Source organism: Paracoccus sulfuroxidans, assembly GCF_007830335.1.
Lineage (GTDB): Bacteria > Pseudomonadota > Alphaproteobacteria > Rhodobacterales > Rhodobacteraceae > Paracoccus > Paracoccus sulfuroxidans.
This window is the reverse complement of sequence record NZ_VLKU01000004.1, coordinates 185,984-210,970: the sequence shown is the minus strand read 5'-3', so window position 1 is coordinate 210,970 and position 24,987 is coordinate 185,984. Positions and strand designations below refer to the sequence as shown.

Below are 24,987 nucleotides of genomic sequence, written 5' to 3'. Positions count from 1 at the left end.
CCGAAACCCGATAGCTGCCGAACCATGAAGCTGAACGCCACCTTCCTTCTGATGATCGGTGTGGTGCTGGTGGGCGCGAATGCCTTCGTGCTGAGCCCGATCCTGCCCGAAGTCGCCGCCAGCCTGCAGACGACGCCTGCGCATGTGACCCGCGCAACCGCCGCCTTTGGCGCGGCCACTGCCATTTCCGCGCTGATGCTGGCCGCGCAGATCGACCGGCAGGGGGTGCGCCGCTCGCTTGCGGCCTCGGCGGCGGTGCTGGCGCTGGCGCAGGTGCTGAGCCTTTGTGCGCAAAGCTGGCTTGGCCTCGCCATGGCGCAGGCGCTGGCGGGCATGGCCGTGGGCGTCATGCTTCCGGCGATCTATGCGGCGACGACCGCGACCGCGCCGCCCGGCCAGCAGACCGCGCGGCTGGGCCGGGTGCTGACCGGCTGGGCGCTGTCGCTGGTGCTGGCCGTGCCGGTCTCGGCCTGGATGACCGAGCATATGGGCTGGCGTCCGGTCTATGGCATCCTTGCGGTGATCTCGGCGCTGGTCAGCGTGGGCATGTGGCACGGGCTGCCGAGAGGCATGGCGAGCGCCCTGCCCAGGCGCACCGGCCCCTTGCAGGCGCTGCGGCTGCCGGGCGTGCCCTTCATCCTCGGCATCTCATTGATGTATATGACCGCTTTCTATGGCACCTACGCCTATTTCGGCGAGGGCATCCGCAACGCCCTGAACCTCTCGGCCTCGGGCGCGGGGGTCTATGTGCTGATCTATGGCGTGGGGTTCGGGATCGCCGGGCTATGCGCGGGGCGCTTGCCCGCGCCCGAGGGCCGGACCCTGATGGCCGTGCTGTTTTCGCTGATTGCGCTGACTTATCTGTCCTGGCGCTTCAGCATCGGGCATGCGCGGCTGGCGATGCTGAACATCGGGCTTTGGGGGTTTCTGAACCAGTTCGGGCTGAACGCGATGATCCTCGCGCTGAACCGGCGCGCGCAGGACGCACGCGGGGCGGTGATGGGGCTGAACAGTGCGGTGACCTATTCGGCGGTCTTTGCCGGCCCCATGCTGATGGGGCTGATCTATCCAAGCGTGGGCTTTCGGGGCGTGGCGACTGCGGCTGCGGCCTGCGTCGCGTTGGCCGCCATCGCATTGGCGCTGCGGCCGCGTCACCACTTTCCCCCGAGGGACTAGCCTCAGCCCATCAGCTTCGCCTTGATCAGCGGCCCGACCGCGCCGAAATCCATCCGCCCGGCGTAATGCGCCCGCAGATCGGCCATGACCCGGCCCATGTCGCGGATCGAGCTGGCACCCAGATCCTTGATCACCTTCTCGATGGCGGCGGCGACCTCATCCTCGGTCAGCTGGCGCGGCAGATAGCTTTGGATGATCTTGATCTCGGCCTCTTCGCGCTCGGCCAGTTCAAGGCGTCCGCCCTCTTCATAGGCGCGCGCCGATTCCTGCCGCTGCTTGACCATTTTGGACATCAGCGCGATCACGTCATCCTCGCTCAGCGCGCTGTCTTCGCCGCGTTCGGTGCGGGCGGCAATTTCGCGATCCTTGATCGCCGCCGAGATCAACCGTAAGGTTGACAGACGCGCCGCCTCCTTGGCTTTCATGGCTTCCTTGATATCCGCTTGAATTCGCTCGCGCAGTGACATCGTGATCCTTTCAGCTTGCGTCGAGGACGCGCCTTGCCCGGCTTCGGCTGCCTCGTCAACCTGCTCAAGGAAGTTTAGTTCCGGCCTTGACGCTGACCTGTCTGACACCTAGTTTCCCGGCGATTTAGCCGGAGAGTCGCAGATGTCCCAAAAACCGACCGCATGTCTTGCACTTGCCGACGGAACCGTTTTCTACGGAATGGGGTTCGGCGCCACCGGTGAGGTCGTGGCCGAGCTGGTGTTCAACACCGCCATGACCGGCTATCAGGAGATCATGACCGATCCCTCTTACGCCAGCCAGATCGTCACCTTCACCTTCCCCCATATCGGCAACACCGGCGTGACGCCGATGGACTATGAAGGGGCCGAACCCGTGGCCTCGGGCATCGTGGTGAAATGGGACCCGACCGAGCCCTCGAACTGGCGCGCGCATTCGAACCTGATCGACTGGATGACCAAGCTGGGCCGCATCGGCATCGGCGGTCTCGACACCCGCCGCCTGACCCGTGCGATCCGTCAGCAGGGCTCGCCGCATGTCGTGCTGGCGCATGACCCCTCGGGCAATTTCGACATCAAGTCGATGATCGCCCGCGCGCGCGACTGGAAGGGCCTTGTGGGCCTTGACCTCGCCAAGGAAGTCAGCTGCACGCAAAGCTATCACTGGGACGAAGGCGCGTGGAACTGGCCCGATGAGTTCAGCAAGCCCGAGCGCAAGAACCCCTACCGCGTCGTCGCGCTGGATTATGGCGCCAAGCGCAACATCCTGCGCTCGCTGGTGGCCAGCGGCGCCGATGTGACCGTGCTGCCCGCGACCGCCACCGCCGAAGAGGTGCTGGCCCATAATCCGGAAGGCATCTTCCTGTCGAACGGCCCCGGCGACCCGGCGGCGACCGGCGAATATGCCGTGCCGATGATCAAGGAACTGCTGGCCCGCGATCTGCCGATCTTCGGGATCTGCCTTGGCCACCAGATGCTGGCGCTGGCCGTCGGCGCGCGCACGGTGAAGATGAGCCATGGCCATCACGGCGCGAACCACCCGGTCCGCAACGTCGACACGGGCAAGGTCGAGATCACCTCGATGAACCACGGCTTCACGGTCGATTCGCAGACCCTGCCCGCAGGCGTGATCGAGACCCATGTCAGCCTGTTCGACGGCACGAACTGCGGCCTGCGCATCGATGGCAAGCCGGTGTTCTCGGTCCAGCATCACCCCGAGGCCAGCCCCGGCCCGCAGGACAGCTTCTACCTGTTCGAGAACTTCGCCTCAGCCATGGAAGCCCGCCGTCACGCCTGACGCGAGGCCTGCAATTTCGCAGTTAACCGGTTCTTAACCCACCCTGTGCCAAGCAGAGGACAGGTTAGGAACGGGATTCGCCCATGGCCACGACTGCTGCTGCCCAGACGACGGCACTGACAACTCTCCGCGCGAGCGCGGGGCCGGGTCCTGCAGCCCCCGAAGAAGGGGGCCCCACCGTGAGTTCATCCACCGTCATCGCCGCGCGCGACCAGCGCCCCTTGGGGCAAATCCTGCTGGAAGACGGGGCGGTCGAGTCCGGCAATCTGCTGAAAGCCGCGATGATCCGGCAGCGGCAGGCCTCGCGACTTGGCGAGGTACTGCTGGCGAACGGCTGGGTCCAGCCCGAGGCGCTGACCCGCGCGCTGTCGCGCCAGTGGCGCAGCAGCGTCATCGATCTGGCTGCCATGCCCCCCGACCCGCGCCTGATCGACCAGTTGGGCGCGGATTTCTGCCTCAGCGAGGGGCTGGTGCCTTGGCGTCGCATCGGCGGCGTGACCTATATCGTGACCGCCCGCCCCGAAGATTTTGACCGGCTGCGCCCCGGCTTTCCCGCTGGTTTCGGCACCGTGCGCATGCTGCTTTCCTCGGATGCCGACGTGCTTGAGGCGGTGCTGAAACGCCGCCAGACCGCGCTGATCCGGCAGGCCGAGACACGCGTGCCCGCCCATGAAAGCTGCCGCACCCGCAATGAGGTGCGCGTCGCCCGGGTGGCCATGGTGCTGGGCCTTGCGGTCACGCTTGGTCTGATCTTCGCCCCAATCGCGATGATCGCGCTTTTGACCTTCTGGGCGGTGCTGACGCTTCTGGCCTCCTCGGCGCTGAAGCTTCTCTCGTTCTGCGCCGTCCTGCGTGCCCGAAAGCGGGCCCGCATGCAGGAACTGGCGCTGGCCAAAGGCCGCGCCACCCCGCCCGAGATGACCGCGCCCCTGCCCGTGATTTCGGTCATGGTGCCGCTTTTTGGCGAGGCGAATATCGCCGACCGCCTGATTGGCCGGCTGGGGCGGCTCAACTATCCGCATGAGCTGATGGATATCCTGATCGTCGTCGAAGAGACCGACCAGATCACCTGCGAGGCGCTGGCCGCCGCCACCCTGCCCCGCTGGATGCGGATCGTGCGCGTCCCCGACGGCCCCATCCGCACCAAGCCGCGCGCGCTGAACTATGCGCTGAATTTCTGCCGGGGTGACATCATCGGCGTCTGGGACGCCGAAGACCGGCCCGAGCCTGAACAGCTGCACAAGGTCGCCCGCCGGTTCCACTTTGCCCCGCCCGAGGTCGCCTGCCTGCAGGGCGTGCTGGATTTCTACAACCCCCGCACCAACTGGCTGGCCCGCGCCTTCACCATCGAATACGCCTCGTGGTTTCGCGCCACACTGGCCGGGGCCGCTGCGCTCAACCTGGTCGTCCCGCTGGGCGGCACGACCCTGTTCTTCCGCCGCAAGGCGCTGGAAGAGGTAGGCTGCTGGGACGCCTGGAACGTGACCGAAGACGCCGATCTGGGCGTGCGTCTGGTCCGCCGTGGCTACCGGACCGAGATGCTGGACACCGTCACCCATGAAGAGGCGAATTGCCGCGCCCTTCCCTGGATCAAGCAGCGCTCGCGCTGGCACAAGGGCTTTGCGATGACCTGGGGCGTACATATGCGCAACCCCCTGCGGCTGTGGCAGGATCTGGGTCCGCGCCGCTTCCTGGGTTTTCAGGCGCAGTTCCTCGCCTCCCTCTCGCAATATCTGCTGGCGCCGGTGCTGTGGAGCTTCTGGCTCTTGATCTTCGGCCTACCGCATCCGATGCGCGACATGCTCTCGGGCGGGCTTGGCGGCAATGCGATTGCGCTGCTCTTCACGCTCTTCATCCTGTCCGAGATCCTCAACATCACCGTGGGCCTCTGGGCCGTGCGCGGGAAGGACCACCGCCACCTGATGCCCTGGGTCCCGACCTTGCATCTTTACTTCCCTCTCGGCTGTCTGGCCGGGTGGAAGGCGATCTATGAGGTCGTGGCAAAGCCCTTCTACTGGGACAAGACCGCGCATGGCATCTTCGACATCGCCACCGAGGAAGAAGAGATCCCGACAGCCGCCCCGCAGGCCGCCAAGCCGCCGCCGCTGATCGAACTGTTCCCCGCGCCCGCATCCGGCCCGTCGGTGATCGCACCCGCGTTTGAGGACTCCGGCCTGCTGCCGGTTCTGGGCAAGGTCAACTAGCGCCCGGGTGCGCGGGCGGCCTCAGGCCAGGCTTTGATCGATGATGGCCCCGGCCTTGCTGACAGCCTCCTCAAGGCGCAGGGCCAGTTCTTCCAGCGTCGCGGTTCCCGTCTCGCGCAAAAGGAAGGCCTGCCCGCCGCGACCCAGAAGCTGCATGTCCAGCGGAGCCTCGGTCAGCAGCCGCGTCGCGCATTGCAGGTTCCACAGGAACCGGCGGGTGGCGATCAGCGTGTCATTGTCCTCGCGGCTGATCAGCCCGCCCCGCCCGCCCGAGCGCAGCTGCGCCACCGTCCCGCGCGCGGTCGCAGCCGTCCGCAGGGCAAAGGATTGCGCTAGAAGCTCGATATCCTGCAGCCGCCCCCGCCCGGTCTTGGCGTCCCAGGGACCGTCCGAGGCCTTGGCAGAAAAGATCCGGTCTCGCATCTCGGCCAGATCGGGCGCGACCTTCGGATCGGATCCACGCGTGGCCAGCACCTCGATGCGCAGCGCCTCGATCTCGATGGCCAGTTCAGCGACGTCATCGCCGCAAAGGCCGACGATGCGCGCACGGGTCAGCGCCAGATGCTCCCAGGTCCAGGCCTCGTTCATCTGATAGTCGCGGAAGGACTGGACCGAGGTCGCGACCGGCCCCTGCCGCCCCGAGGGGCGCAGACGCATATCGACCTCATAAAGCCGACCGGCTGAAGTGGGGGCCGAGATCGCCGTGATCATCGCCTGCGTCAGCCGCGCGTAATAGGCGCGGGTCGCCAAGGGCTTGCGCCCCTCCGAACTCTCCTGCCCGGCGGCGTCATAGATCACGATCAGGTCCAGATCCGAGGCCGCGTTCAACTGGCGCGCACCCAGCGAGCCCATCCCCAGCAGGACCGCTCCGCGCCCCGGCGGCGGGCCGTGGCGCGCGGCGAATTCCGCCGCGACCACCGGAAACAGCGCGCCGATGGCCGCATCGGCGATATCGGCATATTGCCCGCCCGCCTCTTCCGCGCCGATCAGCCCGCGCAGGTGGTGAACGCCGGTGCGGAACTGCCATTCATGCGCCCAGCGGCGGGCGACATCCAGCGCGCGCTCATAGCCGCCATCCGGGGCCGAGAGGGCGTTCGCCAGCTGCCGGTCCAGATCGGCGCGCAGCCCATTCGCCTCGGGCCAGCGCGAAAAGAAGCTGCCGCCGACCACCGCGTCCAGCACCTCGGGGTGGCGCGCCAGATAGGCGGCCAGCCCGGCGGAGGTCGCGCAGATATCGACAATCAGGTCGATCAACTGCGGATTCGCCTCGAACAGCGAGAAAAGCTGCACCCCGGCAGGCAGTCCCGACAGGAAGTCGTCGAAGCGCGCCAGTGCTTCGTCCGCATGAGTGGCTGCATTCAGCCGCGACAAAAGCTCCGGCTCGATCCGCGAGAAGATGCGCTGCCCGCGCTCCGAGCGCAGCGCCGGATAGGTGCGCCACCGGGCCACGATCGCCTCGGCCTCATCCGAGAGCGCCGGTCGCTCGGCGCTTTCCTGCGGCGCGAAAAAATCGCTCGTCAGGGTCTCGACCTGCTCAAGCCGGGCGGCCAGCCGCTCGGACCAGGCGCGCGTGTCAGGCTCGCCCATCATGCGGGCGATGATGTCGATCCCCTCGGCCGATTGCGGCACGGAATGCGTTTGCGCGTCATTGACCATCTGGATCCGATGCTCAATCTCGCGATGCTCGCGATAGTGGCGGATCAGCTCTTCCGCGACGTCGGTCTGCACCCAGCCCTTTTTGGCCAGTTGCCGCAGCGCCTCGACCGTCTGGCGAGAGCGCAGCGATGGGTCCCGCCCGCCCGAGATCAGCTGCCGCGTTTGGGTGAAGAACTCGATTTCGCGGATGCCGCCCTGCCCCAGCTTCATATTGTGGCCCGGCACTTCGATGCGGCCGTGCAGGCCCTTGTGGCTGCGGATGCGCAGCCGCATGTCATGCGTGTCCTGAATGGTCGAGAAATCCAGATGCCGGCGCCAGACGAAGGGCCGCATCTCGCGCAGGAAACGGTCCGCCGCGCCGATATCGCCCGCGCAGGGGCGCGCCTTGATATAGGCTGCACGCTCCCATGTGCGGCCCTCGGCCTCGTAATAACCAAGCGCGCCCGAGACCGAGACGCAGACCGGTGTGACCGAGACATCGGGCCGCAGCCGCAGATCGGTGCGGAAGACATAGCCCTGATCGGTGATGTCCGACAGCGTCGCCGCCGCCTTGCGAGTAGCGCGGATCAGCACCGCGCGGGCGTCGGCCCGGTCATCGGGGGCATAGGCCATGTCGTCAAACAGCACGATCAGGTCGATGTCCGAGGAATAGTTCAGCTCTCGCCCGCCCATCTTGCCCATGGCCAGCGCGAAGATCCCGCCCGCATCGGCCTCGGTCGGGGGCAGCTTGCCACGCTGAACCTCGGCCCGGATATGCGCACGCAGTGCCAGATCGCTGGCCCGGTCGGCCAGATCCGTCAGCGCGCCGGTCACCTCTTCCAGCGCCCAGACACCGCCCAGATCCGCCAGCGCCGCCCAAAGCGCGACGCGCCGCTTGGCCTGACGCAGCGCCGGACCGAGTTCGTCACCGGACAACTGCTCGAAGTCGCGCGTGACCTCAGCCACGGTCATCTCTCGCGTCAGGGCGTCGCCCAGCCAATCGGCCTCTCGCAGGATCAGGCTGGTCAGATACGGGCTGCACCCGGCGGCCCCGCGGATCAGGTCGGCAATGCGGGGATCGGCGATGGCCGCGGCATCGGCGGCCTCCTGCCCACGGGCCGGGTCGACGGGAATGGGCAGGCGGGTGATCTTGGCGGCGAAATCCATGCCAGCAACCTAGCGCAGCGCCTTGCCGCGTCAATGCGATGTGATTGCGAAACCGTGGGCCTTGGGTTTCAAAATTAACCACCTCTGCCCATCTAGAAGAGAGAGATGGATCAACGCTTGGCGGAATGAGGTTCTGTTGCTAGGCTCTCGCAGAAATGGATGGTTTCTTCCCTTGCAAACGGTATCACCGCGACCGATGAGACAAGACATGCGTCGACGCGACAGTTGTGTAAGCCGGTCCGGCGCCGGAGGTTGCTGATGCGTCACAGCCTGCCGCATGCCCCCCAATTCTATGTGACCGCCCCCCAGCCCTGCCCCTATCTGCACGGCCGGGCCGAGCGGAAGCTGTTCACCGCGCTGGTCGGCGAAAACGCGACCGAGCTGAACAATGCGCTGTCGCGGCAGGGCTTTCGCCGCTCGCAGAACGTGCTCTATCGGCCCAGCTGCGAAAGCTGCATGGCCTGCATGTCCGCCCGCATCCGCGTTGCCGATTTCAAGCCTTCGCGGACGCAGCGCCGGGTGCAGTCACGCAACGCCGGGCTGCGGCGCGTGGCGACCAGCGCCTGGGCCACGGAAGAGCAGTATGAGCTGTTCCGCTCTTATCTGGATGTGCGCCACGCCGATGGCGGCATGGCCGATATGGACATCTTCGAATTCGCCTCGATGATCGAGGAGACGCCGGTCCGCACCCGCGTGATCGAATATCGCGCCGCGGGCGTCGAGGGTGGGCGCTTCAAGCAGGGCGACGACCAGCTGATCGCCGTCTGCCTGACCGATATTCTCGATGACGGGCTGAGCCTCGTCTACAGCTTCTACGAACCCGAGCTTGAGCATTTCAGCCTGGGCACGCATATCATCCTTGACCATATCGAAATGGCCCGCAGTTCCGGCCTGCCCTATGTCTATCTGGGCTATTGGGTGCCGGGCAGCCGCAAGATGGATTACAAGGCCCGCTTCAGCGCGCTGGAAATCTACAAGGGCGGCGTCTGGCAGCCGATTGGCACGCCGGATGCGCATAACTCGGACACGCATCCGCTGTCGATTGCGCCGATTGTCGAACAGGTTGCCAGAATCACCCTGCCGCAGACCAAATAATTGCGCACGCGCACCGCGTTTTGTAATTTAATGTCTTAGTTTTGGCATTTCTTGTTATTTTCGGCGTTTTTGCCCATTGACCCCGCCCCGGTCCGCCCATAGTTTGCGGCGTTGCAGAAAGGTCGCCCGGTCAAAGGCTGCGCGATACGTGTCTGTGTAAGCAAGTAGCATGGAGAATGCGGATGTCCCGAGACATGACGGGTGCGAGAATGGTTGTCGAAGCTCTGCGCGATCAGGGCGTCGATACGGTATTCGGCTATCCGGGTGGCGCGGTACTTCCCATCTATGACGAGCTGTTCCAGCAAAACGACATCAAGCACATTCTGGTCCGCCACGAACAGGGCGCGGTTCATATGGCCGAAGGCTATGCCCGCTCAACCGGCAAGCCCGGTGTCGTGCTGGTCACCTCGGGTCCGGGCGCGACCAATGCGGTCACCGGCCTGACCGATGCGCTGATGGATTCGATCCCGCTGATCGTGATCTCGGGCCAGGTTCCGACCTTCCTGATCGGCACGGATGGCTTCCAGGAGGCCGACACCATCGGCATCACCCGCCCCTGCACCAAGCACAACTGGCTGGTGAAGGACACCGACGTACTGGCCGCGACGATCCACAAGGCCTTCCACGTCGCCACCTCGGGCCGTCCGGGTCCGGTGCTGGTCGACATCCCGAAGGACGTGCAATTCGCGACCGGCGAATATGTCGGCCCGAAACAGATCGAGACGCCGACCTACCAGCCCACCAAGAAGGGCGATATCGCGGCGATCACCCGTCTGGCCGAGATGATCGAGCGCGCCGAGCGTCCGATCTTCTACACCGGCGGCGGCGTCATCAACTCGGGCCCCGGCGCCAGCCAGCTGCTGCGCGAACTGGCTGAGGCGACGGGCTTCCCGGTCACCTCGACCCTGATGGGCTTGGGCGCCTATCCGGCGACCGGCAAAGGCTGGATCGGCATGCTGGGCATGCACGGTCTTTATGAGGCCAATATGGCCATGCATGATTGCGACCTGATGATCGCCGTCGGCGCGCGTTTCGACGACCGCATCACCGGCCGCGTAGCGGATTTCAGCCCCGGCTCGGTCAAGGTGCAGATCGACATCGACCCCAGCTCGATCAACAAGGTCATCCATGTCGACCTGCCGATTGTCGGCGATGTCGCGCATGTGCTGGAAGATCTGCTGAAGATATGGAAGGCGCGGGGCCGCAAGACCAATGCCGAGGCGCTGCCGAAATGGTGGGCGCAGATCGAGCAGTGGAAGGCGCGCGACTGCCTTGCCTACAAAGGCTCGGACAGCATCATCAAGCCGCAATACGCGCTGCAGCGCCTGCATGAACTGACCAAGCATCGGAAGCCCTATGTCGCGACCGAGGTCGGCCAGCACCAGATGTGGGCCGCGCAATATCTGCATTTCGACGATCCGAACCACTGGATGACCTCGGGTGGTCTGGGCACGATGGGCTATGGCCTGCCGGCCTCGATCGGCGCGCAGGTCGCCCACCCCGAGGCCCTGGTCATCAACGTCGCGGGCGATGCCTCGTGGCTGATGAATATGCAGGAAATGAGCACGGCGGTGCAGTTCCGCGCCCCGGTCAAGCAGTTCATCCTGAACAACGAACGTCTGGGCATGGTCCGCCAGTGGCAGCAACTGCTGCATGGCGAGCGCTATAGCCAGAGCTGGTCGGAAAGCCTGCCCGATTTCGTCAAGCTGGCCGAGGCCTTCGGCTGCAAGGGCCGCGTGGTCTCTGACCCGGCGGAACTGGACGATGCGATTCAGGAAATGCTGGATTATGACGGACCCTATATCCTCGACGTGCTGGTCGAGAAGCATGAAAACTGCTTCCCGATGATCCCCTCGGGCAAACCGCATAACGAGATGCTGCTGGGCGATGCCTCGACCGAAGGCGCCATCACCGGCGCTGGCGGCGCGCTCGTCTGATCCACGGCCGAAACAGAAAGAAGCGAGACCCATCATGGCGGCATTGAATATCCAACAGGGCGCATCCAGCCATTCGGCCTATGATCTTCGCGATCCGAATGCCCAGACCGTCGAGTCGCACACGCTGGCAGTGCTGGTCGACAACGAGGCGGGCGTTCTGGCCCGCGTCATCGGCCTGTTCTCGGGGCGTGGCTACAACATCGACAGCCTGACCGTGGCCGAGGTGGACCATCTGGGCCACCGCTCGCGCATCACCATCGTGACGCGCGGCACGCCTTCGGTGATCGAGCAGATCAAGGCGCAGCTTGGCCGCATCGTGCCCGTCCATGACGTGCATGACCTGACCGTCGAAGGCCCCAGCGTCGAGCGTGAGCTGGGCCTCTTCAAGGTGTCGGGCAAGGGCGAAAAGCGCGTCGAGGCGCTGCGCATCGCCGAGATCTTCCGGGCGAATGTCGTGGATTCGACGCTGGAAAGTTTTGTCTTCGAAATGACCGGCACGCCCGAAAAACTGGACGCCTTCGCCGAGCTGATGCGGCCGCTGGGTCTGACGGATCTGGCCCGGACCGGGGTCGCCGCGCTGTCGCGCGGCGCCTGAGGCCCTAGCGGCGCCCCGAAGCTTCGCGCAAGGGGCGCGGCTCACCCGACCAGGACGCATCCTGAGACGACACAACGCGCAGAACCGGACGTTTCTGCGCGTTTTGCGTTTCACTCATGCTGCGAAGAAGGCTGGGCAGTTCGGCCCGTTTGTGGCCGGAAATGACATTGACCGAGCGGGCATAACGCATACCGTTCACTGTATCGCATTCCAGCTCGACCAGATCGCCCACGGCGGGCCAGGACGAGGCACCTGTCAGATTTTCGGTCCCCTGGAGATAAGCGAGCGCCGCATGATCTTCACACCAGATCACCGCTTTGGCTTTATCCTCGCTACTCCACATAATAACGCCGATCATAAAATACCTCACCCAATGGGCGCGGCGCATCCGGCCCGAAAATGTCTTCACGTAAAAACTATAGGCAGCTATTTGCCTATAAAAGCAATTTCTCGCTGAGTACCCGCAGATTTACGTTGCGTAAATATCAAATGTGCAAAATCCCGCCGAAGCCTTGCAAATCTGCACCACTCTCAGTTGATTCGAATTAATTTTAATCAACTAATTTACAACTGCTTACGGATTCGAATGCTATCGAACTCGCCCGGAACGGTAATCAGAAACAGCCCGCGCAACCTGCGCCATACGCGCCGCTCTTGACGGGTGTGTGCCCAGAATCTTGTCGCCGGGGTCAGGGATTCGCGCAAAGAACTGCGCCCCATGCTCGGGATCGTATCCGGCATTCAGCGCAATGATTGCGCCCAGATAATCGGCCTCAAGCTCCCAATCGCGCGAATAATAGCGCGCGCCAATCTGCGCCCCGTAATTCGAGGCCGACTGGATTGCATCAGCATTGGCACCATAGGCGCTGGCCAACCCGCCCAGGATCACCGCACCAACCGAAGCAGCCGAGCTTTTGCGGGTGATATGGCCCAGAATATGGTGGCTGGCTTCATGCCCGACCACAAATGCCAGTTCATCGGCATTGCGCGCCTCGCCAATCAGCGACAGCGTGAAGCCGATAATCGGGCGGCCATTGGCATCGATGGTCTGAAACGCGTTCGGCTCCAATCCGGCGCGGTCATCGACGACGAATTGATAATCGCAATTGATGGGCTGGGTGCGCCGCTCGACGCATTCACGCTCGACCGCGGGCTCCATCTTGTTGATCACCGCAACGAATGAGCGCGCGGAATCACGCGCCGTGCGCGGCACATCGGGTGAGGTCATGATGACCCCGACAGGCTGGGTAGCCGGGCCCTGCCCCTGCGGCCCCGGCGCGGCCACACAGCCCGCCAGCCCAAGCACCGCAATCACCGCCGCCCACGCCCTGATCATTCGCCCCTGGTCCTTCGTCTTGAAAACATCTTCGCCGTTTTCGGCGGTTCGGGGGCAGTCTATCCGTCGAAGGCGATCCCCGCCAATCCCCCGGCTTGCCCCCGCGCGAAGATCACGCGATTGTTGCACCAAGGCCAACGCTTCGGAGGCAGCCATGTTCACCATCGAGCACGAATTCGACGCGACCGTCATCACCCTGATCGACGAACTTCCCGAAGGGGCCGCCGTCGGCGCGCGCCCTCTGAATGAGGACGTGATCGTTCAGGCCTTCGACGACCGCATCATCATCGAGCAGTTCGACCCCGAAAGCGGAGAGCCGGTGCATATCGTCCTGACGCTGGAACAGCTGGAAGAACTGCGCGCCGCCCTGAACCTGCCCGAGGGGAATTACCGGCTGGAACGCGGCGGGCGCAGCGACTAGTCCACGATCCGGAACAGCTTGTCGCGCGCGCTGGCCCCGCGCAGCAGCACCAGCCGCGATTTGGCGATACCGATGGATTTCGCCAGCAGCTTGATCACGACCGCATTGGCCTTGCCATCCTCGGGGACGGTCGTGACGCTGACGCGGATCGCCCCGTCCGGCCCCAGCGTCACCGCATTGCGCGAGGCACGCGGGGTGACGCGGACGGCGATCTCGTGACCGGGTTGCGCAAGGTGTTTCAGATCGGTCATGCTGGCGCGACATCCTTTGATACGGGACAGACAATGGCGCCTCAGACCGGATTTTTCCATGACGAACTCTGCATGTGGCATGCGGGGGGCGATTACGTCCTGACCATGCAGGCCGGCGGGCTGGTTCAACCGGGCGGCAGCATTCCCGAAAGCCCGGAAAGCAAGCGCAGGATGGTGAACCTGATGCATGTGACCGGTCTTATGGACCGGTTGCAGCTGCAATCCGCCCCCTCGGCCACGCGCAAGGATCTGCTGCGCGTCCACCCGGCCAGCTATCTTGAGCGGTTCAAGGCGCTCTCGGACGCGACGGGGGGTGAGCTTGGCCCCCGCGCGCCCTTCCTCAAGGGCGGGTATGAGATCGCGGCGCGCTCGGCCGGGCTGGCCAAGGCCGCCGTGGCGGCAGTGCTGCAGGGCCAGCTGGCGAGCGCCTATGCGCTGTCGCGGCCGCCGGGGCATCACGCCCTGCCCGACCTGCCAAACGGCTTCTGCCTTTTCGCCAATATTGCCATCGCCATCGAGGCCGCCCGCGCCGCAGGGCTGGCGCAGCGCTTTGCCGTCGTCGACTGGGACGTGCATCACGGCAATGGGACCGAGGCGATCTATCTGGACGATCCCGACGTGCTGACAATCTCGCTGCATCAGGACCGCAACTATCCGCTAGAGACCGGCGGCGCGGATGTGCGCGGCGCGGCGGGCGCGAACATCAACATCCCCCTGCCCCCCGGCACCGGCCATCAAAGCTATCTGGAGGCGCTGGAGCGGATCGTCCTGCCCGCCCTGCGCCGCCACCGCCCCGAGATCATCATTGTCGCCTGCGGCTATGACGCCTCGGCCATGGACCCGCTGGGGCGCATGGTGCTGGGCGCAAACAGCTTCGGCGCGATGACCGCGCTGATGCAGCAGGCGGCGGCGGAGCTGTGTCAGGACCGGCTGGTCCTTGTGCACGAAGGCGGCTATTCAGAGGCGCATGTCCCCTTCTGCGGACATGCCGCGATCGCAAGGCTCGCCCGCCTGGACATCGAAGCCCCCGACCCTCTGGGCGCGGTCATCGATGCCCGCCAGCCAGGCCCGGTCTGGATCAACCATGTCTCGGCGCATCTGCGCGAGCTTGCCACTTTCTTCGAGGTCTGAATGGAACATACCAATCCCGACGCGCTGGCTTTCCTGCGCAGCCGCCGCTCTCATCCGCCCCGCACGCTGACCGGCCCCGCCCCCTCACGCGAGGAACTGATGGGTCTGATTGAGCTGGGCCTGCGCGTCCCCGACCATGCCAAGCTGGAGCCCTGGCGGCTGATCGTGCTGGAGCGTGAGACGCTGGACCGTCTGGCCCCGCTTTTGGCCGATTTCGTCACCCGGACCGGCGGCGATGAGGCGGCGGCGCTGAAAGCCCGCTCGGCCTTTGACACTCCGGTGATCGTGGGCGTCGTCTCGGCCCCGGTCGATCACCCGAAGATCCCGGAATGGGAGCAGGTGCTGTCTGCGGGCGCGGTCTGCCTGTCGCTGCTGAACGCCGCGCTGGCCGCAGGTTACGGCGCGGCATGGCTGACCGGCCCCGCCACGCAGCAGGAGTTCGCGCAGGCGCATCTGGGCCTTGGTGCGGGCGAAAAGCTGGTGGGCCTCATCCACATCGGCCAGCGCACCGGCACCCCGCCCGAGCGTCCGCGCCCCGACGTGGCAAGCCGGACCAGCTTCCTGTGAACCCGCTCCGCGCCCTGACGCTGGCCTGGGGCGACCTGCTGCGCCCCAGGATCATGGGCGTCGTGGCCCTGGGCGTGGCTTTGACCATCGTGCTGTTTCTGGCGCTGCAGGCGGGCGCGTTCTGGGCCATCCGCCTGTTCGCGCCCCAGCATCTGACGCTGCCCTGGATCGGCGAGATCCCGATTGGCGGCGCGCTGTCCTGGGGTTCGCTGGTGCTGCTGCCGCTGATGGGGTTTTTCCTGATGGCACCGGTGGCCGCTGCCTTCTCGGGCCTTTTCGCCGAGCGCGTGGCCGAAGCCGTCGAGGACACGCATTACCCGCAGGCGAAGGGGCTGCCCGTCGACTTCTGGGACGGGCTGCTGGAATCGGCGGCTCTTCTGGGCGCGGTGCTGCTGGTCAGCCTGCTGACGCTGATCCTGACGCCCTTTCTGGGGCCGCTGGCGGGCGTGCTGTTCTATGGCGGCAATGGCTGGCTGCTGGGTCGAGAGTTCTTCCAGATGGCCGCCAGCCGCCACCTGCACCCGCCGCAGGCAACGGCGCTGCGCCGCAGCCTGTCAGGTCAGGTGACGGCGCTTGGCGTGCTGATCGCCCTGCTGCTGACGGTGCCGTTTCTGAATATTCTGGTGCCGGTGCTGGGCGCTGCCGCCTTCACGCACCTTTTTCATCTTACGAGATCAGCTTCTCGAGGTCCGCGCGGGTGATGATATCGGCAAAGATGACCCAGGCGATGATGCCGAACAGGATCGTCGTGATGACCGTGGTGATGATGCATTTGCGCATGAAACGCAGGTCGTGCGGGGCGCCCGCGGGCGTTCCCGGCACGACATGTCCCGCGTCGGCCTGACTTTTCTGGCCGATGGGGACGACGACGAACAGCACCAGAAACCAAAGCGTCGCGTAAAGGACGAAGCCGCCGGTCAGGCTCATCAGACTTGCTCCAGCTCAATCAGGCAGCCGTTGAAGTCCTTGGGATGCAGGAACAGCACAGGCTTGCCATGCGCGCCGATCTTCGGCTCACCGGTGCCCAGAACGCGGGCACCCTGCGCCTTCAGCTGATCGCGCGCGGCCAGAATGTCATCGACCTCAAAGCACATGTGATGAATGCCGCCCGAGGGGTTTTTCTGCAGAAATCCGTTGATCGGGCTGTCCTCGCCCAGCGGGTACAGCAGTTCGATCTTGGTGTTGGGCAGCTCGATAAAGACCACCGTCACGCCGTGATCGGGCTCGTCCTGCGGTGCCCCGACCTTGGCGCCCAGCGTGGTTTCATACTGCGCAGCCGCTGCTGTCAGGTCCGGCACGGCGATGGCGACATGGTTCAGGCGTCCGATCAAGGCAATTCTCCGAAAGGGTTCCAGAATGTTGACGACCTTCTAGGCCCTGCGCGCCCGAGGGGAAAGGAAAACCGTCCTCGTTAACGGGTTCTTAGCCGAATCGCGTCAAATTGTCTTCAATGTCTGGTATTTTTACGGAGATCTGAGGAATGAGGGGACTTGAAATCGTCCAACCGATCCCGCGCCCCGTTTCGCAAGTTGCGGTGGCGGGGCGTCCGCTGGGTGGGCTGACCGTGTTGGTGGTCGAGGATTCGCGCTTTGCATCCGAAGCCGTGCGGCTGTTGTGCCTGCGCTCGGGCGCGCGCATCCGCCGCGCCGACAGCCTGCGCGCGGCCCTGCGCCATCTGCAGACCTATCGCCCCGATGCGGCGATCATCGACATGGGTCTGCCCGACGGCAACGGGGCCGAGCTGATCCGGCTGATCTCTCAAAGCGTGCCACGCGTTCCGGCGATCATCGGCATCTCGGGCGACAGCGCGAATGAGGAGCTGGCCCTGCAGGCGGGCGCGGACGGGTTCCTGCCGAAGCCGGTCGAAAGCCTTGCGGTGTTCCAGAATGCGGTCCTCTCGGCCCTGCCCGCCGACCAGCGCCCGCGCGGTCTGCGCCTGCTGGAGCGTGAGGATGTCGTCCTGCCTGATCGGGGTGCGCTGCGCGACGATCTGGCCCATGTGGTCGAGATGCTGGATAGCGGCAACCCGGACGCGCTGGAATATATCGCGCGCTTTCTGGCCGGTGTCGCCCGCTCGTCCCATGATCGCCCGCTGGAAGATGCGGCAACCGCGCTGGCGCAGCGCACGCGTCAGGGTGCGGTGCCCGCTGACGACGTGACGCGCGTGGGGGCGATGGTGCAGGTCCGGCTGGCGGGCGTCAGCGAACACTGACGCGCGGCGGGCATTCTCTCAGGCCAGCATTCCGGGATCGCTGCCCAGGTCGAGGCCCGGCAAGATGACCTGCTCGATCTTCTGCCGCTCGATGCCGAAAAGCCCGTGCATCGCCCAGCCCGCATAGGCGCGGATGTCGCGCACCGGCATCAGGTCGCGGTCGGCATAAAGATCGGATTCGCCCAGCCCCGGCCAGTCGCCGAAGGCGCGCCCACCCTTGATCGCCCCACCCGCCATCAACAGCGCGCCGCCCGTGCCATGATCGGTGCCGGCTGAGCCGTTTTCGCGCACGGTGCGGCCAAATTCGGTCATCACCAGCACCGTGGTGCGCGCCCAGTTCTGCCCCAGCCCCTCGCGCAGGCTGAGCATCGAGCCGCAAAGCCGCTCAAAGGCTTTCGTCAGCGTCGCCACCTGGCCCGCATGGCTGTCCCAGCCGGGGATCGAGAAGGCCGCGATCCGCGTCTCGGCGTTCAGCCGCGTCGCCGCGAACTGGCCAAGCGCCTTGGCATCCGCGCCGGGTCCGCCGCCCGCCATGGCCTGATCGCCGGTTTCGGCCACGATCTCGGTCGCGTCGCGCGCGGCGTCACGGAACAGCGGGTCGTCGTGATAGACATGCTCCAGCAGCATCTGCGCCTGCGGGGTCAGCTGCAGGTTCGCCCGGGGCGCCCAGCTGAGATAGGGCGCCTTGCCGCTGAGGATCTTCATCTGCTCGACCCCGACCGAATAGGCTGTCTCGGAGACGACGCCCGGCATCTGGCCCAGCAGCCGGTTCAGCCAGCCCCCCTGCTGGCGGTCGAAGGGCAGGTCATTGCCGGTCCCCGCCTCCAGCAGGTCCTGACCGTCAAAATGGCTGCGCTTGTCGCGGTAAGGGGTCGAGACGGCATGCGCGAAGGCCAGTTCTCCGGCCTTCCACAGCGGCATCAGCGGGGCGAGTTCGGGGTGCAGCGCATAGAAGCCGTCCAGATCCAGCGCGCCGTTTTCCGGGCCGACAGACAGTTCCCGCCGGTACTGGCGCAGCATCGGGTCGCCGTAAGGCTGGATCGCGTCCATCCCGTCCATGGCGCCGCGCAGGATGATGACCACCAGCCGGTTCTCGCCCGGGGCGGCGGCAAAGGTCATCGTCGACATCAGCGGATGGGCCGCGGCAGAGCAGCCAAGCAAGGTGGCGGCCTGCAGGAAACTGCGTCGGTTCAGCATGGGCTTCTCCTATCGCCGGTTGAAATCGTTCGAGGCCAGGATCAGCGCGACGCCTTCAGCCGCGCTTTCGGCCTTGGGCACGGCCCAGGACAGCTGCGCCGATTGCGTGCCGCCGAAGGTCGAGATCAGCATTTCGCGCGGATCGGGCAATTGCCGGGGCAGCAGCCCGCGCGGCATGTTCATTGTCCAGTTGATCCGCGCCGCCAGCATCTGCGGAGCGATCCAGCTTTCGGCCTCTTCCGGCCAGCCGTCAGGTCCGGTCGGCTTGCCCCAGGGCTGGCCCATGGCGATCATCGGCCCCCAGAAGAACCGGCGCAGTTGCTTGTCATCCAGATCGGCCAGCCGCCCGCCGTTGACGCCTAGGGCGCGCAGCGCGGCCACGATCACCTCGAAGGGCTGGCGGACTTTCTTGCGCAGATTGGTCACCAGATCCGGATGCGTGGCCAGCACCCGATAGACCGAGGGCAGATCGCCCTGCGTTTCCTGCCAGACGCCCGCCAATTCATTGACCAGATCCTCGCCCGGGTCATCCGAGACGAAGTGGACGGCCAGCTTGCGCGACAGATAGCGCGCGGTTTCGGGGCGGCGGGCAATGTCGGTCAGCGCCGTGCGGATGTCCTCCATCCCGCCGCGCCGATTGCCGCCGTAGCTTTTGCCCAGGACCGTCTCGGCCCCCGGCTCGGCCACGTCGGCGCGATAGCGAAAGCCAAGGTTGGCGGTGTATTCCATGCCGGTCAGCAGCTCGGCCAGCTGACGCACATCGTCCTGCGAATAGCCCGCATCGACGCCCAGCGAGTGAAGCTCCATCGCCTCGCGGGCCAGGTTCTCGTTCAGGCCCAGCTCCATCTTCGGGCGGTTCTTCACGAAGGGAGAGTTCGGCCCCTTGCTTTGCGACTGGTTGAGATAGGTCAGCATCATCGGATGCGTGTCGGCGGCGAAGAACATATCCTCGAACCGGCCGCCGATATGGGGGCGGATGGCCTCATCCACAAAGGCGACGGCCAGAGGATGGGTCGCGGACCCGGCCGAGATCACGGTGAAATGGTCGGCCCAGAACTGGACCAGACGCTCGCCAAAACCCACGCCATCATCGACCGCACGCGCGATCCGGTCGCGCAGGTCATAGATCGGCACCATCCCCATCCGGGTGTTGACGATCTGGAAAGCTTCCTCGTTGGCCTCGGATTTGTCCTCTTCGCGGGCCCGGCGCGTGTCGCGCAGCTCCAGCGTCATGGCGCGGGCGGTCTCGGTCGTCATCGCATCCGGCAGCGGCCCCGCATGTGCCACGCCCGCCAGCAACGCATCGACGTCCGGCGCAGGGGGCATCAGCGGCGACAGGCCGAAGCCCAGCCGAATGGCGGCAAGTTCAGAGAAACCAAAAGACACGCAATCACCTTCACCAGCAGGGGCCGCCGGGGCCCCCACCGGGGTTTATCGCATCTTGAGCCGTGAAGGTCAGATCACTCTTTCGGCAATGCGCGCAAACGCAGTTCCCGCATCTGTTCATTCGTAGGCTCAGACGGCGCGCCCATCATCAGGTCTTCCGCGCGCTGGTTCATCGGGAACATGATGACCTCGCGGATGTTCTGTTCATCCGCCAGCAGCATGACGATCCGGTCGATGCCCGCAGCACAACCGCCGTGGGGCGGCGCGCCATAGCGGAACGCCTTGACCATGCCGCCGAAGCGCTTTTCGACCTCGTCATGACCGTAACCAGCGAGTTCGAACGCCTTGAACATGATCTCGGGCGAGTGGTTGCGGATCGCGCCCGAAATCAGCTCATAGCCGTTGCAGGCGAGGTCGTATTGATAGCCCTTGATGTCGAGCGGGTCTTGGGTGTTCAGCGCTTCAAGCCCACCCTGCGGCATGCTGAATGGGTTGTGCGAGAAGTCGATCTTCCCGTCATCACCCTTTTCATACATCGGGAAGTCGATGATCCAGGCGAATTTGAACTGGTTTTCGTCGGTCAGCCCAAGCTCGCGGCCGATCTCGTTCCGGGCACGACCGGCGACGGCCTCGAAGGTTTCGGGCTTGCCGCCAAGGAAGAAGGCCGCGTCGCCCTCACCCAGACCAAGCTGGATGCGGATCGCTTCGGTCTTTTCCTCGCCAAGCGCCTTGGCAATCGGGCCAGCGGCTTCGGTCGAGCCATCTTCGGCCTTGCGCCAGAAGATATAGCCCATACCCGGCAAACCCTGCTGCTGCGCAAAGGCGTTCATTCGGTCGGCGAATTTGCGGCTGCCGCCGGTCGGGGCGGGAATGGCGCGAACCTCGGTCCCTTCCTGCTCCAGCAGTTTCGCGAAGATCGCGAAGCCCGAACCGCGGAAGTGGTCCGAGACGATCTGCATCTCGATCGGGTTGCGCAGGTCAGGCTTGTCGCTGCCGTATTTCAGCATCGATTCCGCATAGGGAATGCGCGGCCAGACGCTGTCGACCGGACGACCACCGCCGAATTCTTCGAAGAGGCCCTGGATGACCGGCTGGACGGTGTTGAAAACGTCTTCCTGCTCGATGAACGACATTTCGAGGTCGAGCTGATAGAAGTCCGTGGGCGAACGGTCAGCACGCGGGTCTTCGTCGCGGAAGCAGGGCGCGATCTGGAAATATTTGTCGAAGCCCGCAACCATGATCAGCTGCTTGAACTGCTGCGGGGCCTGCGGCAGCGCGTAGAATTTGCCCGGATGCAGACGCGAGGGCACGAGGAAGTCGCGCGCGCCTTCGGGGCTCGACGCGGTGATGATCGGCGTCTGGAATTCGGTGAAACCCTGATCCCACATGCGGTTGCGGATCGAGCGCACCACTTTCGAGCGCAGCATGATGTTGTTGTGGAGGCTCTCGCGGCGCAGGTCGAGGAAGCGGTAGGTCAGGCGCGTTTCCTCGGGGTAGTCCTGATCGCCAAAGACCGGCAGCGGCAGATCGTCGGACGCGCCCAGCACCTCCATGTCGGTGGCATAGACCTCGATCTCACCGGTCGGAAGTTTCGGGTTCACCAGCGACGCGTCACGCAGCTTCACCTTGCCGTCGATGCGGATCACGGTCTCGGCGCGCAGCTTTTCCAGCGTGGCAAAGGCCGGGCTGTCGCTGTCGGCGATCACCTGCGTGATGCCGTAATGGTCGCGCAGGTCGATGAACAGCACGCCGCCATGATCTCGGACGCGATGCACCCACCCCGAGAGGCGAACCTCGTTTCCGGCATTCGCGGCGGTCAGCTGGCCGCAGGTATGGCTGCGATAGGCGCTCATCGGTTTTCCCCTAGATATTCGGCCTTGCATCAACATCCCCGGCACCGGGAAGTCAAGCAATCAGAAGGGGCGCACCACATTGCCGGTATAGAAATACGCCCCCATTCCCATCGTGAAGAGCACATTCCCGGCGATGCCATGGAACAGCCAGGCCGAGGGGAAGCCGCGCCGCACATAGGCCAGTGCAAAGACCAACCCTCCGGCAAAGGTCAGGATCGCCACGATCCAGGACCAGTACATCAGATGGGCGAAGGAAAAGACCGCCGCGTTGACCAGAAGTCCAACCCGCTGATCCGGGAACAGCGCGCCGTAGCGATGGAAGAACAGCGGGCGGAAGATCAGCTCTTGCGGCAGGGCTGAAAGCAGGGGGTAGAGCGTCCAGACCATGACCAGAAACCGCAACCGCTCAAGGGTCAGCGGGCGCATGTAGTCGGGCCGCGTCGTCTGCATGATCCACCAGGCGATGGCGGCGGTGATCAGGCCGAAAAGGACCACCTTGGCAAGCGGCACCCTGCCCCAGCCGCGCAACAGATCGCGCAGGTCAAAGCCTCCGGTCAGCCACAGAAGCGCGATGCCCCCGACCATGAACACGGCCAGCGCCGGAAACAGCAGATCGCCCGGCATGAACAGCGCGATCAGTAGCGGTGCCCCGATATAGAGCACCGCAAATTCGATCCACAGGCGGGTGCGGCTTACTGCAAGCGCCTGTTCAACCATTGACGCCACGCCGCCGGAGAACCGCTGAACACATTGAGATCGACATTGCCGCCGATGCCCGGAACCCGGCCCGTGCCGGTATATTGCCAGAAGGAATATTGCTGGCCGGGATAGACGATGCGCGGGTGACCGGCGACGCTGCGCAGCCAGAACTCCTCGGGCCAGCTGCCAAGGTTGTTGTCGCGATAGAAGTCGACGGTCGTATAGATGATCGGCCGCTGACCATAGTGGCGATGCAGGATGTCCTTGAAGATCTTGGCTTCGCGCAGGACCTCATGGCTGGGCGGGCGACGCGGACAGGTTTTCGAGGCCGTCCACTCCAGATCGATGACCGGAGGCATCGCCCCGCGTTCGCGCGGCACATTGGCGATGAACCAGGCCGCCTGCTGCGCGCCCGAGCGGCAGAAGTAGAAATAATGATAGGCGCCGCGCGGAATACGGGCCTGCCCGGCCTCGTACCAGTAGCGGCGGAAGTTCGGATCGGCGTGATCGCCGCCCTCGGTCGCCTTGATGAAGGCAAAGCTGACACCCGAATTGCGGACGGTGTTCCAGTCGATGTTGCCCTGATAGCGCGAGATGTCGATGCCATGCACCTCGTGGTTATAGGGATGCCCGCCCACCCATGAATGCGGGGCGGAATCGCCAAAACGGGGGCCGCTGCCCTGACCATAGGTCACGCCCGGTCCTCGACCCGGCGACGGGCTGCGCGAACAGGCCGCCAGCGCGACCAACAGCACGACCGTCAATATCTTACCCAGCACTCTCATGCCTGCCCCTTATGCTCCTGCCCGCGTTTTCTTCGCGATTTGCCTGCCGTTATTGCAAAGGAGCAGGGAAAAGTCACGACGTCGTGACGCAACGCTTTCCAAGACCGCATCACGAATTAGTCAGACCCAGTACGCAGCTGGTTCCGGGCCGGTCGGTGAAGGCCACCGCCTCAGGCCAGAACGGGAATCATCTTGCCGGGGTTCATGATGTTCAGGGGATCGAGCGCCTTTTTCAGCGCCGCCATCGCCCCCAGAGCCGCGCCATGCTGCGCGGGCATCAGGCCCATCTTGCCAAGGCCCACGCCATGTTCGCCGGTGATCGTGCCGCCAACAGCCAGCGCCCGCTGGGCCATACGCGTGGCCACCCCCTTGGCCCGCGCCAGTTCCTCGGCGTCGCCCGGCATGATCAGCATCTGGGCGTGGAAGTTGCCGTCGCCCACATGGCCGACCATCGGCCCGATCAGGCCGACCTCCTTGATGTCGGCGGCGGCCGCGGCCACGGCGGCGGGCAGTTGCGACATGGGCACGCAGACATCCGTCGTCAGCGAGGTCGCGCCCGGCCGCAATGCAAGGCAGGCGCGATAGGCCCCGTGGCGCATCTTCCACAGCGCCGCGCGGTCCTCGGCGGTGGTCGCCCATTCAAAGCCGGTGCCGCCGAACTCCTGCGCCAGATCGCCGAAGCGCGCGACATCCTCCTGCACGCTGGTGGGGGAGCCGTTGAACTCGACCATCAGATGCGGGCCTTCATGCAGATGCGTCCCGGCATAGGCGTTGAAGGCGCGGGCCGCATCGGCATCGACGAACTCGATCCTCGCCATCGGGATGCCCGACTGGATCGTGGCGGTGACGCATTCGACGGCCTGCTCCAGCGTCGGGAAGCCGCAGACGGCGGCGGCCACTTCCTCGGGCTGGCCATGCAGGCGCAAGGTCAGTTCGGTGATGATGCCAAGCGTGCCCTCGGCCCCGACGAAGAGCGCGGTCAGGTCATATCCGGCGCTGGATTTCGCGGCCTTGGTGCCGGTGCGGATGATCGTGCCATCGGCCAGCACCACCTCAAGCGCGATGACATTGTCGCGCATGGTCCCATAGCGCACCGCCGTCGTGCCGCTGGCGCGGGTCGAGGCCATGCCGCCCAGTGAGGCATTCGCGCCGGGATCGACCGGGAAGAAAAGCCCGGTGGCGCGGAGTTCGAGGTTCAGCGCCTCACGCGTCACGCCGGGCTGAACGGTCGTCTGCAGGTCCTCGGCATCGATGCTGAGGATGCGATCCATCTTCATCATGTCGAGCACCAGCCCACCCTGCGGCGCGAGCGCATGCCCTTCGAGCGACGTCCCCGTGCCCCAGCCGATCACCGGCACGCGATGCTGGTGGCAGATCGCGAGCACGGCCGAGACCTCAGCGGTCGAGGCAGGCCAGGCGACCGCTTCCGGCGGGGGCGCGCGGTGGAAGGTTTCGGACCCGCCGTGCAGTTCCCTCTCGGCCATGCCGGTGGTGAAGCGCGGGCCCAGCAGGGCGGAAAGGGCGTCGAGGGCGGCGTTGGCGATGGTCATGGGGGACTCCGTGGATTCTTGGGTGAAAA

The 24,987-nt window shown here is 65.2% G+C and carries 24 protein-coding genes; 11 read left to right on the top strand and 13 right to left on the bottom strand.

Annotated elements, in window-relative coordinates; genetic code table 11:
• Nucleotides 1-24: 24 nt before the first annotated feature.
• Nucleotides 25-1,176 carry an MFS transporter gene (locus IQ24_RS08155; protein WP_145397349.1) on the top strand — a complete coding sequence of 384 codons (1,152 nt, stop codon included), beginning with the start codon at nt 25-27 and terminating at the stop codon, nt 1,174-1,176.
• A 2-nt stretch (nt 1,177-1,178) separates the two neighbouring features.
• On the opposite strand, the gene IQ24_RS08150 is transcribed toward IQ24_RS08155, so the two are convergent.
• Nucleotides 1,179-1,643: a GatB/YqeY domain-containing protein gene (locus IQ24_RS08150; protein ID WP_145397347.1), complete on the bottom strand. Its 465-nt coding sequence runs from the start codon at nt 1,641-1,643 to the stop codon at nt 1,179-1,181.
• A 142-nt stretch (nt 1,644-1,785) separates the two neighbouring features.
• On the opposite strand from IQ24_RS08150, the gene carA reads away from it, so the two are divergent.
• Together carA and IQ24_RS08140 are read left to right on the top strand one after the other, a co-directional pair.
• The gene (gene carA / locus IQ24_RS08145) at nt 1,786-2,937 is read left to right on the top strand and encodes a glutamine-hydrolyzing carbamoyl-phosphate synthase small subunit (RefSeq protein ID WP_145397345.1); all 1,152 of its coding nucleotides are present in this window, start codon (nt 1,786-1,788) and stop codon (nt 2,935-2,937) included.
• 83 nt (nt 2,938-3,020) lie between these two features.
• Nucleotides 3,021-5,141 carry a glycosyltransferase gene (locus IQ24_RS08140; RefSeq protein WP_145397343.1) on the top strand — a complete coding sequence of 707 codons (2,121 nt, stop codon included), beginning with the start codon at nt 3,021-3,023 and terminating at the stop codon, nt 5,139-5,141.
• A 21-nt stretch (nt 5,142-5,162) separates the two neighbouring features.
• Here the strand turns inward: IQ24_RS08140 and IQ24_RS08135 are convergent, their stop codons facing one another.
• Nucleotides 5,163-7,943, bottom strand: coding sequence for a [protein-PII] uridylyltransferase family protein (locus IQ24_RS08135; RefSeq protein WP_145397341.1), 2,781 nt, complete (start codon nt 7,941-7,943; stop codon nt 5,163-5,165).
• Between the two features lie 258 nt (nt 7,944-8,201).
• On the opposite strand from IQ24_RS08135, the gene IQ24_RS08130 reads away from it, so the two are divergent.
• The 3 genes from IQ24_RS08130 (at nt 8,202) to ilvN (ending at nt 11,570) form a co-directional block, all read left to right on the top strand.
• Complete coding sequence (locus IQ24_RS08130) at nt 8,202-9,038, top strand: arginyltransferase (protein ID WP_145397339.1); 837 nt, start codon at nt 8,202-8,204, stop codon at nt 9,036-9,038.
• 182 nt (nt 9,039-9,220) lie between these two features.
• Nucleotides 9,221-10,975 carry an acetolactate synthase 3 large subunit gene (locus IQ24_RS08125; RefSeq protein ID WP_145397337.1) on the top strand — a complete coding sequence of 585 codons (1,755 nt, stop codon included), beginning with the start codon at nt 9,221-9,223 and terminating at the stop codon, nt 10,973-10,975.
• A gap of 34 nt (nt 10,976-11,009) precedes the next feature.
• Nucleotides 11,010-11,570, top strand: a complete 561-nt coding sequence (gene ilvN / locus IQ24_RS08120; RefSeq protein WP_145397335.1) for an acetolactate synthase small subunit — start codon at nt 11,010-11,012, stop codon at nt 11,568-11,570.
• Between the two features lie 4 nt (nt 11,571-11,574).
• On the opposite strand, the gene IQ24_RS08115 is transcribed toward ilvN, so the two are convergent.
• Complete coding sequence (locus tag IQ24_RS08115; protein ID WP_145397333.1) at nt 11,575-11,928, bottom strand: hypothetical protein; 354 nt, start codon at nt 11,926-11,928, stop codon at nt 11,575-11,577.
• A 231-nt stretch (nt 11,929-12,159) separates the two neighbouring features.
• Complete coding sequence (locus IQ24_RS08110) at nt 12,160-12,906, bottom strand: M48 family metalloprotease (RefSeq protein ID WP_145397331.1); 747 nt, start codon at nt 12,904-12,906, stop codon at nt 12,160-12,162.
• A gap of 154 nt (nt 12,907-13,060) precedes the next feature.
• Here IQ24_RS08110 and IQ24_RS08105 point away from each other — a divergent pair, with 154 nt between their 5' ends.
• A complete protein-coding gene (locus IQ24_RS08105; RefSeq protein ID WP_145397329.1) occupies nt 13,061-13,327 on the top strand; it encodes a hypothetical protein in 267 nt (88 codons plus the stop codon).
• Here IQ24_RS08105 and IQ24_RS08100 read toward each other — a convergent pair.
• The gene (locus IQ24_RS08100; RefSeq protein ID WP_145397327.1) at nt 13,324-13,578 is read right to left on the bottom strand and encodes a DUF167 domain-containing protein; all 255 of its coding nucleotides are present in this window, start codon (nt 13,576-13,578) and stop codon (nt 13,324-13,326) included. The two genes, IQ24_RS08105 and IQ24_RS08100, sit on opposite strands and share 4 nt — an antisense overlap.
• Before the next feature lie 33 nt (nt 13,579-13,611).
• Here IQ24_RS08100 and IQ24_RS08095 point away from each other — a divergent pair, with 33 nt between their 5' ends.
• Genes IQ24_RS08095 through IQ24_RS08085 form a run of 3 tightly spaced genes read left to right on the top strand, consistent with a single transcriptional unit; the run spans nt 13,612 to nt 15,977 of the window.
• Nucleotides 13,612-14,709 (top strand): class II histone deacetylase, encoded by a 1,098-nt coding sequence (locus IQ24_RS08095; protein WP_145397326.1) that lies wholly within the window; start codon nt 13,612-13,614, stop codon nt 14,707-14,709.
• Nucleotides 14,710-15,276: a nitroreductase family protein gene (locus IQ24_RS08090; protein WP_145397324.1), complete on the top strand. Its 567-nt coding sequence runs from the start codon at nt 14,710-14,712 to the stop codon at nt 15,274-15,276. It begins immediately after the preceding gene.
• Entirely contained in the window at nt 15,273-15,977 is a 705-nt protein-coding gene (locus IQ24_RS08085; RefSeq protein ID WP_242008002.1) for an EI24 domain-containing protein, read from the top strand. Before IQ24_RS08090 ends, IQ24_RS08085 begins: the two co-directional genes overlap by 4 nt.
• Here the strand turns inward: IQ24_RS08085 and IQ24_RS08080 are convergent.
• Together IQ24_RS08080 and mce are read right to left on the bottom strand one after the other, a co-directional pair.
• The gene (locus IQ24_RS08080; RefSeq protein ID WP_145397322.1) at nt 15,943-16,203 is read right to left on the bottom strand and encodes a DUF1467 family protein; all 261 of its coding nucleotides are present in this window, start codon (nt 16,201-16,203) and stop codon (nt 15,943-15,945) included. The genes IQ24_RS08085 and IQ24_RS08080 overlap by 35 nt on opposite strands.
• Complete coding sequence (mce, locus tag IQ24_RS08075; RefSeq protein WP_145397320.1) at nt 16,203-16,607, bottom strand: methylmalonyl-CoA epimerase; 405 nt, start codon at nt 16,605-16,607, stop codon at nt 16,203-16,205. The genes IQ24_RS08080 and mce overlap by 1 nt, the downstream gene beginning before the upstream one ends.
• Before the next feature lie 149 nt (nt 16,608-16,756).
• On the opposite strand from mce, the gene IQ24_RS08070 reads away from it, so the two are divergent.
• Complete coding sequence (locus IQ24_RS08070; protein ID WP_145397319.1) at nt 16,757-17,488, top strand: response regulator; 732 nt, start codon at nt 16,757-16,759, stop codon at nt 17,486-17,488.
• Nucleotides 17,489-17,506: 18 nt separating this feature from the next.
• Here IQ24_RS08070 and IQ24_RS08065 read toward each other — a convergent pair whose 3' ends face one another.
• From IQ24_RS08065 to IQ24_RS08040, 6 genes are all read right to left on the bottom strand, one after another.
• Nucleotides 17,507-18,685, bottom strand: coding sequence for a DUF1501 domain-containing protein (locus IQ24_RS08065; RefSeq protein WP_145397317.1), 1,179 nt, complete (start codon nt 18,683-18,685; stop codon nt 17,507-17,509).
• Between the two features lie 9 nt (nt 18,686-18,694).
• The gene (locus tag IQ24_RS08060; protein ID WP_145397315.1) at nt 18,695-20,071 is read right to left on the bottom strand and encodes a DUF1800 domain-containing protein; all 1,377 of its coding nucleotides are present in this window, start codon (nt 20,069-20,071) and stop codon (nt 18,695-18,697) included.
• A gap of 74 nt (nt 20,072-20,145) precedes the next feature.
• Complete coding sequence (gene aspS / locus IQ24_RS08055; protein ID WP_145397313.1) at nt 20,146-21,924, bottom strand: aspartate--tRNA ligase; 1,779 nt, start codon at nt 21,922-21,924, stop codon at nt 20,146-20,148.
• A gap of 60 nt (nt 21,925-21,984) precedes the next feature.
• Nucleotides 21,985-22,641: a CPBP family intramembrane glutamic endopeptidase gene (locus IQ24_RS08050; protein WP_145397311.1), complete on the bottom strand. Its 657-nt coding sequence runs from the start codon at nt 22,639-22,641 to the stop codon at nt 21,985-21,987.
• A complete protein-coding gene (locus IQ24_RS08045) occupies nt 22,617-23,408 on the bottom strand; it encodes a glycoside hydrolase family 25 protein (RefSeq protein ID WP_145397309.1) in 792 nt (263 codons plus the stop codon). The genes IQ24_RS08050 and IQ24_RS08045 overlap by 25 nt, the downstream gene beginning before the upstream one ends.
• Before the next feature lie 170 nt (nt 23,409-23,578).
• Nucleotides 23,579-24,958, bottom strand: coding sequence for an FAD-binding oxidoreductase (locus IQ24_RS08040; protein ID WP_145397308.1), 1,380 nt, complete (start codon nt 24,956-24,958; stop codon nt 23,579-23,581).
• Nucleotides 24,959-24,987: the final 29 nt, after the last annotated feature.

Excerpts from the sequence above, each read along its gene's own strand:
- IQ24_RS08140 (WP_145397343.1), top strand. The coding sequence starts at position 3,021 with ATGGCCACGACTGCTGCTGCCCAGACGACGGCACTGACAACTCTCCGC.
- IQ24_RS08150 (WP_145397347.1), bottom strand. The coding sequence starts at position 1,643 with ATGTCACTGCGCGAGCGAATTCAAGCGGATATCAAGGAAGCCATGAAA.
- aspS (WP_145397313.1), bottom strand. The coding sequence starts at position 21,924 with ATGAGCGCCTATCGCAGCCATACCTGCGGCCAGCTGACCGCCGCGAAT.
- IQ24_RS08080 (WP_145397322.1), bottom strand. The coding sequence starts at position 16,203 with ATGAGCCTGACCGGCGGCTTCGTCCTTTACGCGACGCTTTGGTTTCTG.
- IQ24_RS08125 (WP_145397337.1), top strand. The coding sequence starts at position 9,221 with ATGTCCCGAGACATGACGGGTGCGAGAATGGTTGTCGAAGCTCTGCGC.
- IQ24_RS08090 (WP_145397324.1), top strand. The coding sequence starts at position 14,710 with ATGGAACATACCAATCCCGACGCGCTGGCTTTCCTGCGCAGCCGCCGC.
- IQ24_RS08130 (WP_145397339.1), top strand. The coding sequence starts at position 8,202 with ATGCGTCACAGCCTGCCGCATGCCCCCCAATTCTATGTGACCGCCCCC.
- IQ24_RS08065 (WP_145397317.1), bottom strand. The coding sequence starts at position 18,685 with ATGCTGAACCGACGCAGTTTCCTGCAGGCCGCCACCTTGCTTGGCTGC.
- IQ24_RS08070 (WP_145397319.1), top strand. The coding sequence starts at position 16,757 with ATGAGGGGACTTGAAATCGTCCAACCGATCCCGCGCCCCGTTTCGCAA.
- IQ24_RS08155 (WP_145397349.1), top strand. The coding sequence starts at position 25 with ATGAAGCTGAACGCCACCTTCCTTCTGATGATCGGTGTGGTGCTGGTG.
- IQ24_RS08105 (WP_145397329.1), top strand. The coding sequence starts at position 13,061 with ATGTTCACCATCGAGCACGAATTCGACGCGACCGTCATCACCCTGATC.
- carA (WP_145397345.1), top strand. The coding sequence starts at position 1,786 with ATGTCCCAAAAACCGACCGCATGTCTTGCACTTGCCGACGGAACCGTT.
- IQ24_RS08050 (WP_145397311.1), bottom strand. The coding sequence starts at position 22,641 with ATGGTTGAACAGGCGCTTGCAGTAAGCCGCACCCGCCTGTGGATCGAA.
- ilvN (WP_145397335.1), top strand. The coding sequence starts at position 11,010 with ATGGCGGCATTGAATATCCAACAGGGCGCATCCAGCCATTCGGCCTAT.
- IQ24_RS08040 (WP_145397308.1), bottom strand. The coding sequence starts at position 24,958 with ATGACCATCGCCAACGCCGCCCTCGACGCCCTTTCCGCCCTGCTGGGC.
- IQ24_RS08095 (WP_145397326.1), top strand. The coding sequence starts at position 13,612 with ATGGCGCCTCAGACCGGATTTTTCCATGACGAACTCTGCATGTGGCAT.
- IQ24_RS08135 (WP_145397341.1), bottom strand. The coding sequence starts at position 7,943 with ATGGATTTCGCCGCCAAGATCACCCGCCTGCCCATTCCCGTCGACCCG.
- IQ24_RS08115 (WP_145397333.1), bottom strand. The coding sequence starts at position 11,928 with ATGATCGGCGTTATTATGTGGAGTAGCGAGGATAAAGCCAAAGCGGTG.
- IQ24_RS08045 (WP_145397309.1), bottom strand. The coding sequence starts at position 23,408 with ATGAGAGTGCTGGGTAAGATATTGACGGTCGTGCTGTTGGTCGCGCTG.
- IQ24_RS08100 (WP_145397327.1), bottom strand. The coding sequence starts at position 13,578 with ATGACCGATCTGAAACACCTTGCGCAACCCGGTCACGAGATCGCCGTC.
- IQ24_RS08110 (WP_145397331.1), bottom strand. The coding sequence starts at position 12,906 with ATGATCAGGGCGTGGGCGGCGGTGATTGCGGTGCTTGGGCTGGCGGGC.